Source organism: Chryseobacterium tagetis (assembly GCF_016735585.2).
In the GTDB taxonomy this organism is placed as follows: domain Bacteria; phylum Bacteroidota; class Bacteroidia; order Flavobacteriales; family Weeksellaceae; genus Chryseobacterium; species Chryseobacterium tagetis.
This window is the reverse complement of record NZ_JAERSE020000003.1, coordinates 441,657-454,577: the sequence shown is the minus strand read 5'-3', so window position 1 is coordinate 454,577 and position 12,921 is coordinate 441,657. Positions and strand designations below refer to the sequence as shown.

General features: G+C 35.1%; 14 protein-coding genes. 6 read left to right on the top strand and 8 right to left on the bottom strand.

What is annotated here, in order from left to right; all coding sequences use genetic code 11:
- The first annotated feature begins 187 nt into the window (after positions 1 to 187).
- From JI747_RS12070 to JI747_RS12050, 5 genes are all read left to right on the top strand, one after another.
- Entirely contained in the window at positions 188 to 1,234 is a 1,047-nt protein-coding gene (locus tag JI747_RS12070; RefSeq protein WP_225688999.1) for a cupin domain-containing protein, read from the top strand.
- Positions 1,235 to 1,240: 6 nt separating this feature from the next.
- Complete coding sequence (locus JI747_RS12065; protein WP_225688997.1) at positions 1,241 to 1,933, top strand: YoaK family protein; 693 nt, start codon at positions 1,241 to 1,243, stop codon at positions 1,931 to 1,933.
- 5 nt (positions 1,934 to 1,938) lie between these two features.
- On the top strand, positions 1,939 to 2,400 hold the full coding sequence (locus JI747_RS12060; RefSeq protein ID WP_225688995.1) for a redoxin domain-containing protein: 462 nt from the start codon (positions 1,939 to 1,941) through the stop codon (positions 2,398 to 2,400).
- A gap of 3 nt (positions 2,401 to 2,403) precedes the next feature.
- A complete protein-coding gene (locus JI747_RS12055; RefSeq protein WP_225688993.1) occupies positions 2,404 to 2,925 on the top strand; it encodes a DsbA family protein in 522 nt (173 codons plus the stop codon).
- Positions 2,926 to 3,055: 130 nt separating this feature from the next.
- Entirely contained in the window at positions 3,056 to 3,877 is an 822-nt protein-coding gene (locus JI747_RS12050; protein ID WP_225688991.1) for an alpha/beta fold hydrolase, read from the top strand.
- 102 nt (positions 3,878 to 3,979) lie between these two features.
- Here the strand turns inward: JI747_RS12050 and JI747_RS12045 are convergent, their stop codons facing one another.
- The 3 genes from JI747_RS12045 to JI747_RS12035 all read right to left on the bottom strand — a co-directional run bounded on the left by JI747_RS12045 (position 3,980) and on the right by JI747_RS12035 (position 6,381).
- The gene (locus JI747_RS12045) at positions 3,980 to 4,417 is read right to left on the bottom strand and encodes a lysozyme (RefSeq protein ID WP_225688989.1); all 438 of its coding nucleotides are present in this window, start codon (positions 4,415 to 4,417) and stop codon (positions 3,980 to 3,982) included.
- Positions 4,414 to 4,983, bottom strand: coding sequence for a hypothetical protein (locus JI747_RS12040; protein WP_225688988.1), 570 nt, complete (start codon positions 4,981 to 4,983; stop codon positions 4,414 to 4,416). The genes JI747_RS12045 and JI747_RS12040 overlap by 4 nt, the downstream gene beginning before the upstream one ends.
- Positions 4,984 to 5,064: 81 nt before the next feature.
- Positions 5,065 to 6,381 carry an ATP-binding protein gene (locus tag JI747_RS12035; RefSeq protein ID WP_225688986.1) on the bottom strand — a complete coding sequence of 439 codons (1,317 nt, stop codon included), beginning with the start codon at positions 6,379 to 6,381 and terminating at the stop codon, positions 5,065 to 5,067.
- A gap of 73 nt (positions 6,382 to 6,454) precedes the next feature.
- Here JI747_RS12035 and JI747_RS12030 point away from each other — a divergent pair, with 73 nt between their 5' ends.
- The gene (locus JI747_RS12030) at positions 6,455 to 6,646 is read left to right on the top strand and encodes a hypothetical protein (protein ID WP_225688985.1); all 192 of its coding nucleotides are present in this window, start codon (positions 6,455 to 6,457) and stop codon (positions 6,644 to 6,646) included.
- 1,212 nt (positions 6,647 to 7,858) lie between these two features.
- Here JI747_RS12030 and JI747_RS12025 read toward each other — a convergent pair.
- The 5 genes from JI747_RS12025 to JI747_RS12005 form a co-directional block, all read right to left on the bottom strand.
- Positions 7,859 to 8,605, bottom strand: coding sequence for a hypothetical protein (locus JI747_RS12025; RefSeq protein WP_225688983.1), 747 nt, complete (start codon positions 8,603 to 8,605; stop codon positions 7,859 to 7,861).
- 966 nt (positions 8,606 to 9,571) lie between these two features.
- Positions 9,572 to 10,432 carry a hypothetical protein gene (locus JI747_RS12020; RefSeq protein WP_225688981.1) on the bottom strand — a complete coding sequence of 287 codons (861 nt, stop codon included), beginning with the start codon at positions 10,430 to 10,432 and terminating at the stop codon, positions 9,572 to 9,574.
- 161 nt (positions 10,433 to 10,593) lie between these two features.
- The gene (locus tag JI747_RS12015; RefSeq protein WP_225688979.1) at positions 10,594 to 11,454 is read right to left on the bottom strand and encodes a hypothetical protein; all 861 of its coding nucleotides are present in this window, start codon (positions 11,452 to 11,454) and stop codon (positions 10,594 to 10,596) included.
- 286 nt (positions 11,455 to 11,740) lie between these two features.
- Positions 11,741 to 12,154, bottom strand: a complete 414-nt coding sequence (locus JI747_RS12010; protein WP_225688976.1) for a 5-fold beta-flower protein — start codon at positions 12,152 to 12,154, stop codon at positions 11,741 to 11,743.
- A 158-nt stretch (positions 12,155 to 12,312) separates the two neighbouring features.
- On the bottom strand, positions 12,313 to 12,912 hold the full coding sequence (locus JI747_RS12005; RefSeq protein WP_225688974.1) for a hypothetical protein: 600 nt from the start codon (positions 12,910 to 12,912) through the stop codon (positions 12,313 to 12,315).
- Positions 12,913 to 12,921: the final 9 nt, after the last annotated feature.

Below are 12,921 nucleotides of genomic sequence, written 5' to 3'. Positions count from 1 at the left end.
TTTGTTTGAGATCAAACCACTTTTACTTCAACGTAAAAACAATTTAATTTTCTCCGGCTATTTCATCTTAAAACTCAACGACTCATTTTGCCTATTCACCGAATGAGCCCTCAAAAACCACTGATTCGGGAGTAGCTTTACAATAGAAATAAAAACAAACCCCTATTCATCTAAAAAAAATAATATTATGAACACCGAATTACTTAGTTTTAAATACGAATTAGAAAAAAAAGAACCCCGCACGAATGACGGCGGAACAACAAGAGGAGCATCCGTAAAAGATTTCCCTGCTTCCATAGGCATTGCCGGAGTTTCTATGAGACTGCAGCCGGGAAGCATGAGAGAACTTCACTGGCACGCCAATGCTGCGGAATGGGCATATGTAATTTCCGGAACAGTACGAACTACCATCATTCATCCTGACGGAAAAAGCTATACAGATAATTTTGAACCAGGAGATGTGTGGTATTTCCCAAAAGGATACGGGCACTCTATTCAGGCAACAGGAACGGAAGAATGCCATTTTATTTTGATTTTTGATAATGGTAATTTTTCTGAAGACCATACATTCAGTGTTACAGATTTTATTTCGAGCGTTCCACCGGAAATTGTAGCACAAAATTTAGGATTAACGCTTGAAGAAGTAGCTGCATTACCACAAAAAGAAGCCTATTTTGCAGCAGGAATTGTTCCTGATGAGTTATCTTTCAATGCAACAGCCCGTCCTGAGGAATCTGATATCGAACTGACTAATCTTCATCGTTATCCGTTGCATTCTCAACAGCCAAGAATCATTCCTGGAGGTGGTTTACAACGATTGGTAACCAGTAAAGAATTTCCGATCAGCAAAACAATGGCCGGTTCTGTGTTGGAGCTTCAACCGGGAGCTTTAAGAGAAATGCACTGGCATCCAAATGCGGATGAATGGCAGTATTTCATTTCCGGACAGGCAGAAATGTCGGTTTTCCTGGCAGAAGGAACCATTGTTACAGAACAGTTTAATGCAGGAGATGTTGGTTATGTTCCTATGGGAGCCGGACATTATATTAAAAATACGGGTGATACCGTTTGCAAGGTACTTATCGGTTTCAACAGTGGAGTGTATGAATCCATTGATTTGAGCGAATGGCTTGCCGGAAATCCAAAAGATGTGGTAGTCACCAACTTCGGCTTGAAAGAGGGAGAAATTGAGAAATTTCCTGCAAAAAAGGTCTTTATTCAACCTAAAAAATAAAGCTTTTTGACAGCGGAAAAATCTCTTCTGTCTTCCGAACAAATCAGGATACAAGAGAAACTGGCAATATTCTTAGCTTTTATTGCAGGCTATACAGATGCAACCGGACTGATACAGTGGAAAACCTATGTCTCCTTTATGAGTGGAAATACTACACAATTGGGAGCCTCATTTTTCAGTAATAAATCAGGGATCATCATCACCTCATTAACAGTAGTTATAAGTTTTGTAATGGGAATTTATTCCGGCTCCTGTTTATCATTATGGAAAAAGTGCAGAATCAAAACCATCGCTTTTTATATCGTTTCGGGAATTCTGATGGTTTATACTTTAATCAGTTATTATCACCCGATCCCTGTTATTCTTTCAGTTGCCATCATCGGTTTTGCCATGGGAGTTATGAATACAATCGTAACTTCGGTAGGAAATCTGAAAGTAAATACTGATTTTGTAACGGGAACTTTAAACAGCCTTGCGAAAAACACTGCGATATTTACGATGAGTAATGATGAAAATGAAAAAAGAGAGTCTAAAGCCAATGCTGTCCATCTTTTACTGTTATGGATCGGGTTTTTATCCGGTGCAGCGGTCTCTCCTCTCCTTCTCGATATATTAAAAAACTGGACTTTGATTGTACCTGCCGTTTTATTACTAACTTGTAATAGATTAATTTCCAATTCAAAAACGCTAAAAAACTAAATATTATGTTATCAAAAGGCACTGTTGCTCCCGATTTCACATTGTTTGCAACCCCCGACCAAAAAATCACTTTATCTGAATTTAAAGGTAAAAATGTGATCCTGGCTTTTTATCCCGCAGACTGGAGTCCTGTTTGCAGTGATCAGATGGCTCTGTATAACGAAATGCTTAAATTCTTCAAAAAATATGATGCTGAAATCTTCGGAATCTCTGTAGACAGCAAATGGTGCCACCTTGCATTTTCGCAATCACGCAATTTGCATTTCCCGTTGCTGGCAGATTTCGAAGCCAAAGGAGAAACGGCTAAAAAATATGGCGTTTATGATGATGAGGAAGGAGAATGCAAACGGGCTTTATTTGTCATCAATAAAGAAGGTATTATCGAATGGAGCTATCTGTCTCCAACCGCCATTAATCCGGGAGCGGACGGAATTCTGGAAGCTTTAGAAAACTTAAACACAAAATAAACTATGTCACTAAAACCATCAGTCAATAAAAATGACCATATTCAAGGGAATGAAAACGCAGATCTGGTCATAGTAGAATACGGCGATTATCAATGCCCTTATTGCGGAGCTGCCTATCCTGTTCTGAAAGAACTCATGAAAGAATTCGGAAGTCAGGTACAATTTGTTTTCAGAAATTTTCCGTTGTCAGAAATGCATCCTCATGCAAAACCTGCAGCCGTGGCAGCAGAAGCTGCCAATCTACAAGGGAAATTCTGGGAAATGCACGATGCGATCTATGAAAATCAGGAATACCTGAATGAACTTTTCTTATTTGAACTTGCTGAGAAAATAGGTTTAAATATTGAGCAGTTCAAAGAGGATATTCAGAAAACCGAACTGGAAGAGAAAGTAGACACTGATTTCGAAAGTGGTGTTATGAGTGGTGTGAACGGAACTCCTTCCTTTTTTATAAATGATAAAAAATTCAACGGAGGTGCTACAGATCTGTTACAGCTTATCCGGGAAAATACAACCCAATACTAATTTTCATTAACATGAACGATTTTAACTTAGGTTAAGATGCAATGAATCGAATCCTTATAAATTTGCTAAAGAATTCAAACAAAGAATACTCAACAAAATATTAATTACCAACATTAAAAATCTAAAAACAATGAGCACACTAACATTAAAAGACGGAACAGAAATTTTCTACAAAGATCAAGGACAAGGACCAGTATTGATGTTTCACCACGGATGGCCTTTATCATCTGATGACTGGGATGCACAGGTTATTTTCTTCTTACAGAGAGGATATAGAGTAATTTCACATGATAGAAGAGGTCACGGCCGTTCCAGCCAGAATATTTACAATCATACGATCGAACAGTACGCTTCTGATGCTGCAGAACTGGTTGACTTTTTAGGATTGACAGACGTTATCCACATCGGTCACTCTACAGGAGGTGGTGAAGTGATCCGTTATGTTAACAAATATGCTAAAGGAAGAGCAAAAAAAGCTGTTTTAATCAGTGCTGTTCCTCCGGTTATGGTAAAAAGCGAAACGAATCCTGATGGAGTTCCGATCGAAGTTTTCGACAACATCAGAGATCAGACTTTAAACAACAGAAACCAGTTTTATATTGATCTGACATTTCCTTTCTATGGGTACAACAGAGAAGGTGCAAATGTAAAAGAAGGAATCCAGAGAAACTGGTGGAGACAGGGAATGATGGGCGGAATTGTGGCTCATTATGACGGAATTAAAGCATTTTCTGAGACCGATTTCACAGAGGATCTGAAAGCTGTGGATATTCCTGTTTTGGTTCTTCATGGGGAAGATGATCAGATCGTTCCTATTGAAAACTCTGGTATAAAATCAGCAAAACTGCTTAAAAACGGCAAACTGATCACGTATCCTGGTTTCCCTCACGGAATGCCGACTACAGAACACGAAACAATCAATAAAGATTTGTTAGAGTTTTTCCAGTCATAACTGACGAAAATATATAAAAAAAGGTGAATCGTTTTGATTCACCTTTTTTGTTTTTTGAGTTTTCATGATGGGTTAATTTTCACCTCTTTTTTCTGAATTGTATTAAGAGAAAAACAGGTCTGCTTCTGCCTTTCTTCTTTTTATCAAGCCATTTAAAACTTTACCTCCTGCGGTAATATATCTCGAGGTAAACCAATCTCTAATAGCTTCTTTACCCGCATTTTTGTTGATTAAAGAAAACAGCATATCGGAGCCTCCTGTATTGTATGTATGCGACACCAAAGCATCGAATTGGTTTTGGTTAAGTTTTACTTTAATCTTATGCCCTACGATTTCTTCATAAGCTGGTAAAACAGATGAAAATAATTCCACCCCTTTTTCTTTACTTATCGGCAAATCATTCATCGTGACTTTTTTGCCATTCGTATAATATGTATTTCCGTATCCGATTGTCGGAATTTTTGCAGCATCTAAGTAAGGTTTAGAACTGAAGCCTTCAAATGACAATATTAAATTTATTCCTTTTTGTGATGTTTTCATTTCTTAAAATATTTATAAGTGAAAAAGGTGAGTATTAAAATAATGACAGCAACCGCAATTACGATCCACGCTCCGGCCTGAAATCCATTTGATTTGATCTCTTTTGTTTTTTCAGAGACTTCCGAAGCCGATTTCTGAACAATTTCTTTGGAAACCGATTTCTGAGCAGTTTCCTGAACAACATTAGTTACTTCTTCTTTTCTGGCGTCAGATTTCTTATGATCAGTTTTAGCGAAACGGTTGCTGATCAAATATTCCGCATTTCCTATGATAGAAATACTTTGGATGGTGTCACTTCCCACTACATTATGAAAAATAAAAGGATTGAAGGCATCCGATTTTCCTGTAATCAGCATTTCTCCGGATACTTCATTTTTCTTTTCGTCCGATACTGTATTGGCAGATGTATTTTGTACTACTTTTAAGTTCTGTAAACCCAAAGAATCAACCTTTATTTTTTCCGTTTCTTCTTTGTTTTCTTTATAAGTAGTCACCATTTTATGTTTAGTTCTGCAGCCCAGTATGAGGCTGCTCAATAGTATCAATAGCATAATTCTCGCTTTCATCGGTTTTAGTTTTGGAATTAATCGATTTTAAATCTCCTGTCTTTATTCTGTGTAAGGTCTGTGTTTGAGACCCTTCAGCTTTTATGCAAAAATTTTATCTTCTTTCACATATTCTTTTTTGATGCTTTCTAACAAAACCTCTGGCTTTACTCTGTAATCAGGTTCTTTTGATGCAATTGTTTTTAAGCTTACATCCTGTATAACGTTCATAATATTAGAACCGGTCAGTTCATATCGTTTGGCAATATATTCCAGATCAATATCTTCAAGCAGTAATTGTTTGGGTAAATTTTGCTGCCAGATACGCAGACGCTCTTCATATTTTGGATTATTGAATTTGATGCAGCTGTGAAAGCGTCGCGTAAAGGCTTTATCCATATTATTTTTAAAGTTGGATGCTAGAATAATAAGCCCTGAAAATGTTTCTATACGCTGTAATAGGTAAGAAACTTCCTGATTGGCATATTTATCATGAGCATCTCGTACATTGGTTCTTTTTCCGAAAATAGCATCTGCTTCATCGAAAAATAAGATCCAGTTTTTGTTTTCCGCCTTGTCAAATAATTTGGCCAGTTGTTTTTCTGTTTCTCCGATGTACTTCGAAACGAGCATAGAAACATCAACCCTGAACACAGGACGTTGGGTGTATTTCCCTAAAAGACTGGCTGCAAGGGTTTTTCCCGTTCCCGGATCTCCATAAAACAATACACGGAAGCCGGGCTTAAGTTTTTTCTGCATATCCCAATCTTCCATAAGAATGTGACGGCTATTGTACCAGGCTTCGATACCTTGAATCTCGTTCATCGTATTTTGAGGAAGGATTAAATCTGCCCACGATCTACGGGTATGCAATTGTTCTGCAGGGAAATCATTGCTCATTTTAGGTAATAGTTCCTGCCCTAAAATCATTGCATTAAAAGCTTCCGGATAAACATTTATAGGACTGGTCAATGGTGTATGATGATCGGCTGAACCTGAAAAGTCAATGAGCTCTTCTTTGATCAGAACTGAGTTTGGACTAAAATGATCCAAAGCCTTCAATCGTTCCGAAATACTGTCTCCGCCTAAAAGGTATTGAACCGACTGAATGGTCGGATAAAAGAGCCTCCCTGTATCATTGGTAGAGCAAAAATCAAACAAGGCATTTCCCGGAAATTCCAGAAAAATACGTTTCAATAATGAAGGATCCAGTCTTGGCAACAAAGCCATTAAAAGAATAACAACCTGCTGATGGGTAAGCTCTTTTTTTGAAATATAGTCTCCTAATTGAAAGCCTTCATGGTCATTAGTTTTAAATTCGGGGGCTCCTTTATCAAAAAGTTCTGAAGAATTATTGATACGCCACGTAATAACTTCTTCTAAATGGGTAAATAATTTTTGTAATTGTGTTGGCTCCATCGGTTATCTATTCTTTTTATTTTTTTGAATTTTAAAATTTTGAAAACATGTATTAATCTGTCACTCAAAGTGAATGTATTTTTTATTGGAAAGTCTTACCAAAACGGCTTATGACAGTTACTTTCTGAAAGTCTTCCCCTTACCGGAATTCCTACTTTTTAAAGAATCTTCCGTCTTCACGGAGTTGTTATCTGCTCTTGAAAAAACGGCAGGTTTTAATCTGTCATTCTGTTTCACGGAAGAGATTTTAATGCGTACACATTAAAAAATTCCGATATTCCAAAAGCTAAAGGCTTCCCTTTTAGAGCTTCTTACTCAGTTTTAAAATATCATGTACTTTATCTTACGATATTTCCACTCTATTTTATGGTTCTGATACCCGCCACTGAAAAGTAACCCACCAATGGTTTAAAATAATTTTTATAATATTCTGGCTTCATTGGTTTTTAGTTTTTATATTTTAAAATTCAAAATTCATCCTGCATTTATAGGTGCAGTACTTCATTCTCTTTTGGTGTTTTAAATACTTGAAAGGATCTCTCTGATTGGTTGTTCAAAAGTAACCTCAACCGAAAAGTAGCTCACATTGGAGATTCTTACCCAACTGCCGAAACAATTGGTTTTACAAAGTTCTCCCTTACCGGAATTCCTACTTTTTAAAGAATCGATCCTCCTCATGAAAAGAAATATGAGATTCAAAAATCCGTTATTTCTAGTCCCGGATGAGATTCGTTGCTTGCGCATCAGAAAATTCCAGGATTCCAAGAGGAAAAAGGCTTCCCATCACTGAGTTTCTTACTCGATTGAGGTGTTTTTTGTTATGTTTTTTAAATATATTGTGTGTGTACATCTTTATGATGTTTCCACTTTATTCTGAGATGTGTTTTAATAAACCTCAACCGAAAAGTAGCTCACATTGGAGATTCTTACCCAACTGCCGGAGCAATTGGTTTTACAAAGTTCTCCCTTACCGGAATTCCTACTTTTTAAAGAATCAATCTTCCTCATGAAAAGAAATATGAGATTCGAAAATCTGTTATTTCTATTCCCGGAGGAGATTCGTTGCTTGCGCATCAGAAAATTCCAGGATTCCAAGAGGAAAAAGGCTTCCCATCACTGAGTTTCTTACTCGATTGAGGTGTTTTTTGTTATGTTTTTTAAATATATTGTGTGTGTACATCGTTATGATGTTTCCACGTTATTCTGAGATGTATTTTAATAAACCTCAACCGAAAAGTAGCTCACATTGGAGATTCTTACCCAACTGCCGGAGCAATTGGTTTTACAAAGTTCTCATTTACCGGAATTCCTACTTTTTAAAGAATTACTCTTCCTCATGAAAAGAAATATGAGATTCAAAAATCTGTTATTTCTATTCCCGGAGGAGATTCGTTGCTTGCGCATCAGAAAATTCCAGGATTTCAGGAGGAAAAAGGCTTCCCATCACTGAGTTTCTTACTCGATTGAGGTGTTTTTATTAATCAATAATATAGTTGATCAGGTCTTTCTCATCCCTTCCTAAAATAATTTTTATATTGGTAGGATTTGATCTGAATTTTGTTCCATTGACCTCAATTTCCAAAAACATCTGAATAAGAGCAAATGGTTTTCTATGATGTACCGTATATCGGAATGAACCAGGTCTGTTAAATGTTCCAGATGGATAAAATTCAACTTTCCCATTTTGATCTTTAGCAGGTCGGAAATAGTTTATAGGATTAAGGTCTATAATCATTTCATTAGACTTTACGGGATATTCCGATTGTCTGCCCCAAGATTTTGCATCTGCTGGAAGTTCCTGATAAAAACCAGATGGTTTCAAATACCCACTTTTCAGTCTTTTTCTTTGTTTATAGCGTTTTATGATGATCTTGGGCTGATATTTTTCGATATCTAATTCTTTAGATAGCTTTACGTTTAAACATTTATAAGGTACGTCCCTACTTAAAAGATGTGTATAGCCGGAGATCTGCTTGGCTTCGCTCTTTTCTTCATCTTCCCTGTTTATATGTCCTTCTGATCTTTGAACCTCTTCAGACACATAAAAATGATAGAATTTTGTCTTATGAGTTCCCGTTGCCTTTACATCCAGCCCAAAATTAAATTCATTCAAATGGACATAATTGTCTATGAATTGACCAAACTGGCTCTGAGTAGGGTATTTACCTGTCTCAAAATAGGTTTTCAGCTGCTCTCTTTCGGTTAGTTTATTTATTTCTTCCATAATATTTTAATGTTCTTTGTTACTTTATTTTCCGTATAATTTTTTTCCGAGTGCCAATTACTATTTAGATTGAATGTTCAGCATGCATTCTTTTTATTCTTTTAAAAACTGCATCTTTAGTAATTTGATTTTTGCTTTTCTAATGCAGTAATTACATTTTTATTTAGGGTTAAAATTTTGAAAATCTGTATTGATTTTTTTTAAATAAACCTCAACCGAAAAGTGGCTCACATTTTAGAGTCTTACCCAAACTGCCGAAACAGTTTTTATGGAAAATCTCTTCATTATTGGAATTCCTACTTTTGAAAGAACCTATGTGTCTGCTTTTGAAAGAAAACGATAAATCATATTATTTAATTTATCATTTTGCTTCGTGGAGGAGATCCTTATGTTTTCACATCAGAAAATTCCAGTATTTCAAAAGCAAAAGGCTTCCCGTTATTGAATATCTTACTCGATTGAGGTTTGTATTTATAATGTAGTTATGGATTATATTTTGCGGTTCTGCAATCTCCAAATAACTTTTATATGGATGGGATATGACTTGTATTTGATGAGACAAAGTTCATGCTTTTTTTCCTTTTATGAAAGTTTTTCGGGCTTCCCATTCTGTAGTTGCAGTCTCTTTATTTCTTTAAGAATCAAATGATTTATCTCTTAATTTGAAAGTTCAAAATTGGATCTTTTTTTATTCTTATCAAAATTTTTCGGACTCCCTATTCTGTAGTTGCAGTACAGTTTATTTTTTAAAGAATCAGATCATTAATCTCTTAATTTGAAAGTCCAAAATTGAGTCTTTTTTTCTTCTTATCAAAGTTTTTCGGACTCGCTATTCTGTAGTCGCAGTGCTGTTTATTTTTTAAGAACCATATCGTTTAGTCGCTGTACATTTTATATAATGCTATCAACATACAGGTTTATTGATCCTTTATTTAAAATCTTTTTTTCCGAATATTATCTGCGTTATTATGTCAGATTCTCATAGTAATCGCATTCGATTCTTATATTTCTGATTCCATCCAGCATATTTCCGCCTCCAACATTTTCATTGTTTTGCCCAGCATACAAATAATTTGTCAGTAAAAGCTGATCATAATCTGCATTATAGACCCTGCATTCTATGGTCTGATCAGTTTCCCGAAGGTCTGCATTATAGTAAAAGAACAAATAATCCCAGAGATGATAATGATCGGTAACCGTGTCTTCAGTTCTGAATTTATCGCCCCAATTCCCACTAAATACTCTATATTGAACACGCATATCCGTATTATTTATAAACTTTATTTTTGTGTTTACGATGTTGACTTGTGACACCAGATTTTGCCTGGTCAATTGAAAGTAAAATCTTTTATCTTTCTGCCTTCCCAGCTCAAACCCATCAGGAATGGTATTCAGATTATTTCCAAAAAGTCTCTGCATCTGCTTGTTTTCATCTACCTGCCAATATAAAAAATAGTACTCATTTTTCGCTAATCCATCCGTTGGAAATCCTTTTGCTGTAATGGTATAAGGCGGATTACCAAAGTAGTATTGTTTTGTTTCATTGCCGGAGTTATTTCGCAATTCTATGACTGATTCTCCTTCATCCTGAGAAGCTACAACGATGGGAAATTTTAAATCTCCAACATTATTTATATAGTATTCAATGTATTCTTTGTCCAAAGTTGCCAAGCTATTGGCAATGGTCACCAGTTCTTTATCGGTAAGAAGATCTTCTTTATGTTTTAAAGAGTCTATCAGATCCGAAAACTGACCTTGTGTAGGATGTTTACCTGTTTCAAAATATATTTTTAATTCCTCCCTTGTCGGGAATTCAATTTTTTCCATAATAATTCTTATTCTTTATTGCTTATGCTTTAAAGTTCAAGATTCCTCTTTTTTTTTGTTGCTGCAAAAGTTTTTCACCCTTCTTATTCTGTTGTTACAGTCGCTTTATCACCGGACAATTCATCAAGCCTTATCCAAAGACTGTCATGTTGCTAAGATTTTTATTTTGACATATTTTGATACTCACATTCAATTCTTATATTTCGGACCTTCATTATTGTATCTCCGGCCCAAACATTCTGATTGTTTTGACGGGCATTTAAGGAAGTTGTCATTAAAAGCGTTTCATTATCTGCGTCGTAAACCTTACATTCTATAGATTGATCGATTTCCCGAAGATCTGCTTTATAATAGAGATACAAATAGTCCCATGCATTATAATGATCTGTAACCATATCATCTGCTGTGAAAATATATGTCCAATAACTTGACTGTGGCATATACTGAATAGGTACCTGTGTCTTATTAACGAGCTTAATGCCTGTGTTTACAATATTTACTCTTTGTCCCAAGTTCTGCTTAGTCATCTGTAAGATTAAATTTTTACCGGTCAGCGTTCCAAATTCAAATCCATCAGGAATGGTAGGCAGGCTGTTTCCGTATAATCTGATCATAGAGGTGAATTCATCTATTTGACAATTTAAATAATAGTATTCGGTCTCTCCCAATCCTTCTGCCGGGAAACCCTTTGCTTTAACGGTGTAAGGGGCATTGCCATAAAAATATTGTTTTTTTTCGTTCCCATTAGTACTCCCAATGTTGATCACTTGATCTTCTTCATCCTGAGAGCTTATGACGATAGGAAATTTTAAATCTCCAACATTATTTATATAATATTGAATGTATCCCTTATCCAAAGTTGCCAAACCATTGGCGATAATTATCACCTCTCTATCAGTAAGGGTATCTTGCCTGTGCTTTAAAGAGTCTATCAGATCCGAAAATTGATTTTCTGTCGGATGTTTACCTGTTTCAAAATATGTTTTTAACTTTTCTCGTGTCGTTAATTCATTTTTTTCCATAATATTTTAGTATTTCTGACTGCTTATGTTTTAGCTTAATTACTTTAGTATATTGTTATATTTAAAGTCCAAAATTCTTTATTTTTTCATTCTTATGAAAGTTTTCTGACCTCTTGATTCTGTAGTTGCAGTAAGCCTATAATGCTTCAAAAAAATTGAATATTTAGGAAATTTATTTTTAGATCTGTTAATCTCGTTTACTAATAAAAAAGGCTCAGATTATAAAATCCAAGCCTTGCTTTTAACTTATACGAATGGAGCAATAAATCATTGTTTACCTCGTCAATTATTGATCTAGTTTAAAGAAGAAAAAAACCACTGCTGCCCATTCTTTTTTTATTCCTTTGGCATATCCGATCGTTCCGTGGCTTCTATTTTCTACCGTTCCATCGTCTTTAATGTAACCTATGGTTCCATGGCTGCTGTTTTCTACTGTTCCATCTTTTTTCACATAGCCTACCGTTCCGTGACTTCTGTTTTCAATAGTGCCATCACTTTTGATGTAACCAATCGTGCCATGGCTTCTGTTCTCAATAGTCTCGTCATTTTTAATATAACCTACCGTCCCGTGACTTCTGTTTTCGATGGTACCATCACTTTTGATATATCCTTCTGTATTATGGCTTCCTGATTCTATTGTTTGCGCACTCAGAATAGAAAGATTGAATAGCAGGAAACAAATGAATAGTATTTTTTTCATGGTTTATAATGTTGTTTGGTGATTATTCAAAAGTATTGAATATTCTTTTAATATGTATATTCTAATCTATATTTTCCGGAATAGGGCTGTTTATTGAAATAAAAAAACGAAACTTCAAATTGAAGTTTCGTTTTTTTCAATTACCAAAGTTGATGATATTATCCTTGGTTATAATCTGTTATCCAAGTAGGATGCTCCGGCTCAAAAACTCTTAGTGTTTCTACTAATGTACCGTCTTTTTTTATTATAATATCATCCGTATAAACATTAGATCTTTCACTATATACCCATTCGATAATTTCTTCGTTTCTTCTCTTTTCAGAATTTAGATCTCTTTCGGTTATTATTTTTAATTCCCCATTAACAATCCCAACACTCAAATTACTCTGATATATTTCCGACCTAATATTATTTGATTCTGCACCTAAGAAACCAGAAAAACACACACTAGAATCCGCATTATATATGCCTTTTCCAAATTTAGGATTTTCATATTTTCTAATTAAAAACAATCTTCTTTTTTTAAGATTTTTCTTCTTATTTTCATATAATTCTTTGGTCATTAAAGATTCATCTCTATATGCAGTTATAATTGCGTAATAGCCAAATTCTTCACTATAACAGTTTTCCAACTTTGCAACTAAAACATACCATTCTTCGTCTGTTATTGAGTTATCAAATCGACCTAAATTAAACTGATATTCTAAGTCAGTAAATTCTAAAATAAAATCTTTAACGTCTTCTAATGTATAATTCATGGCTTTTTA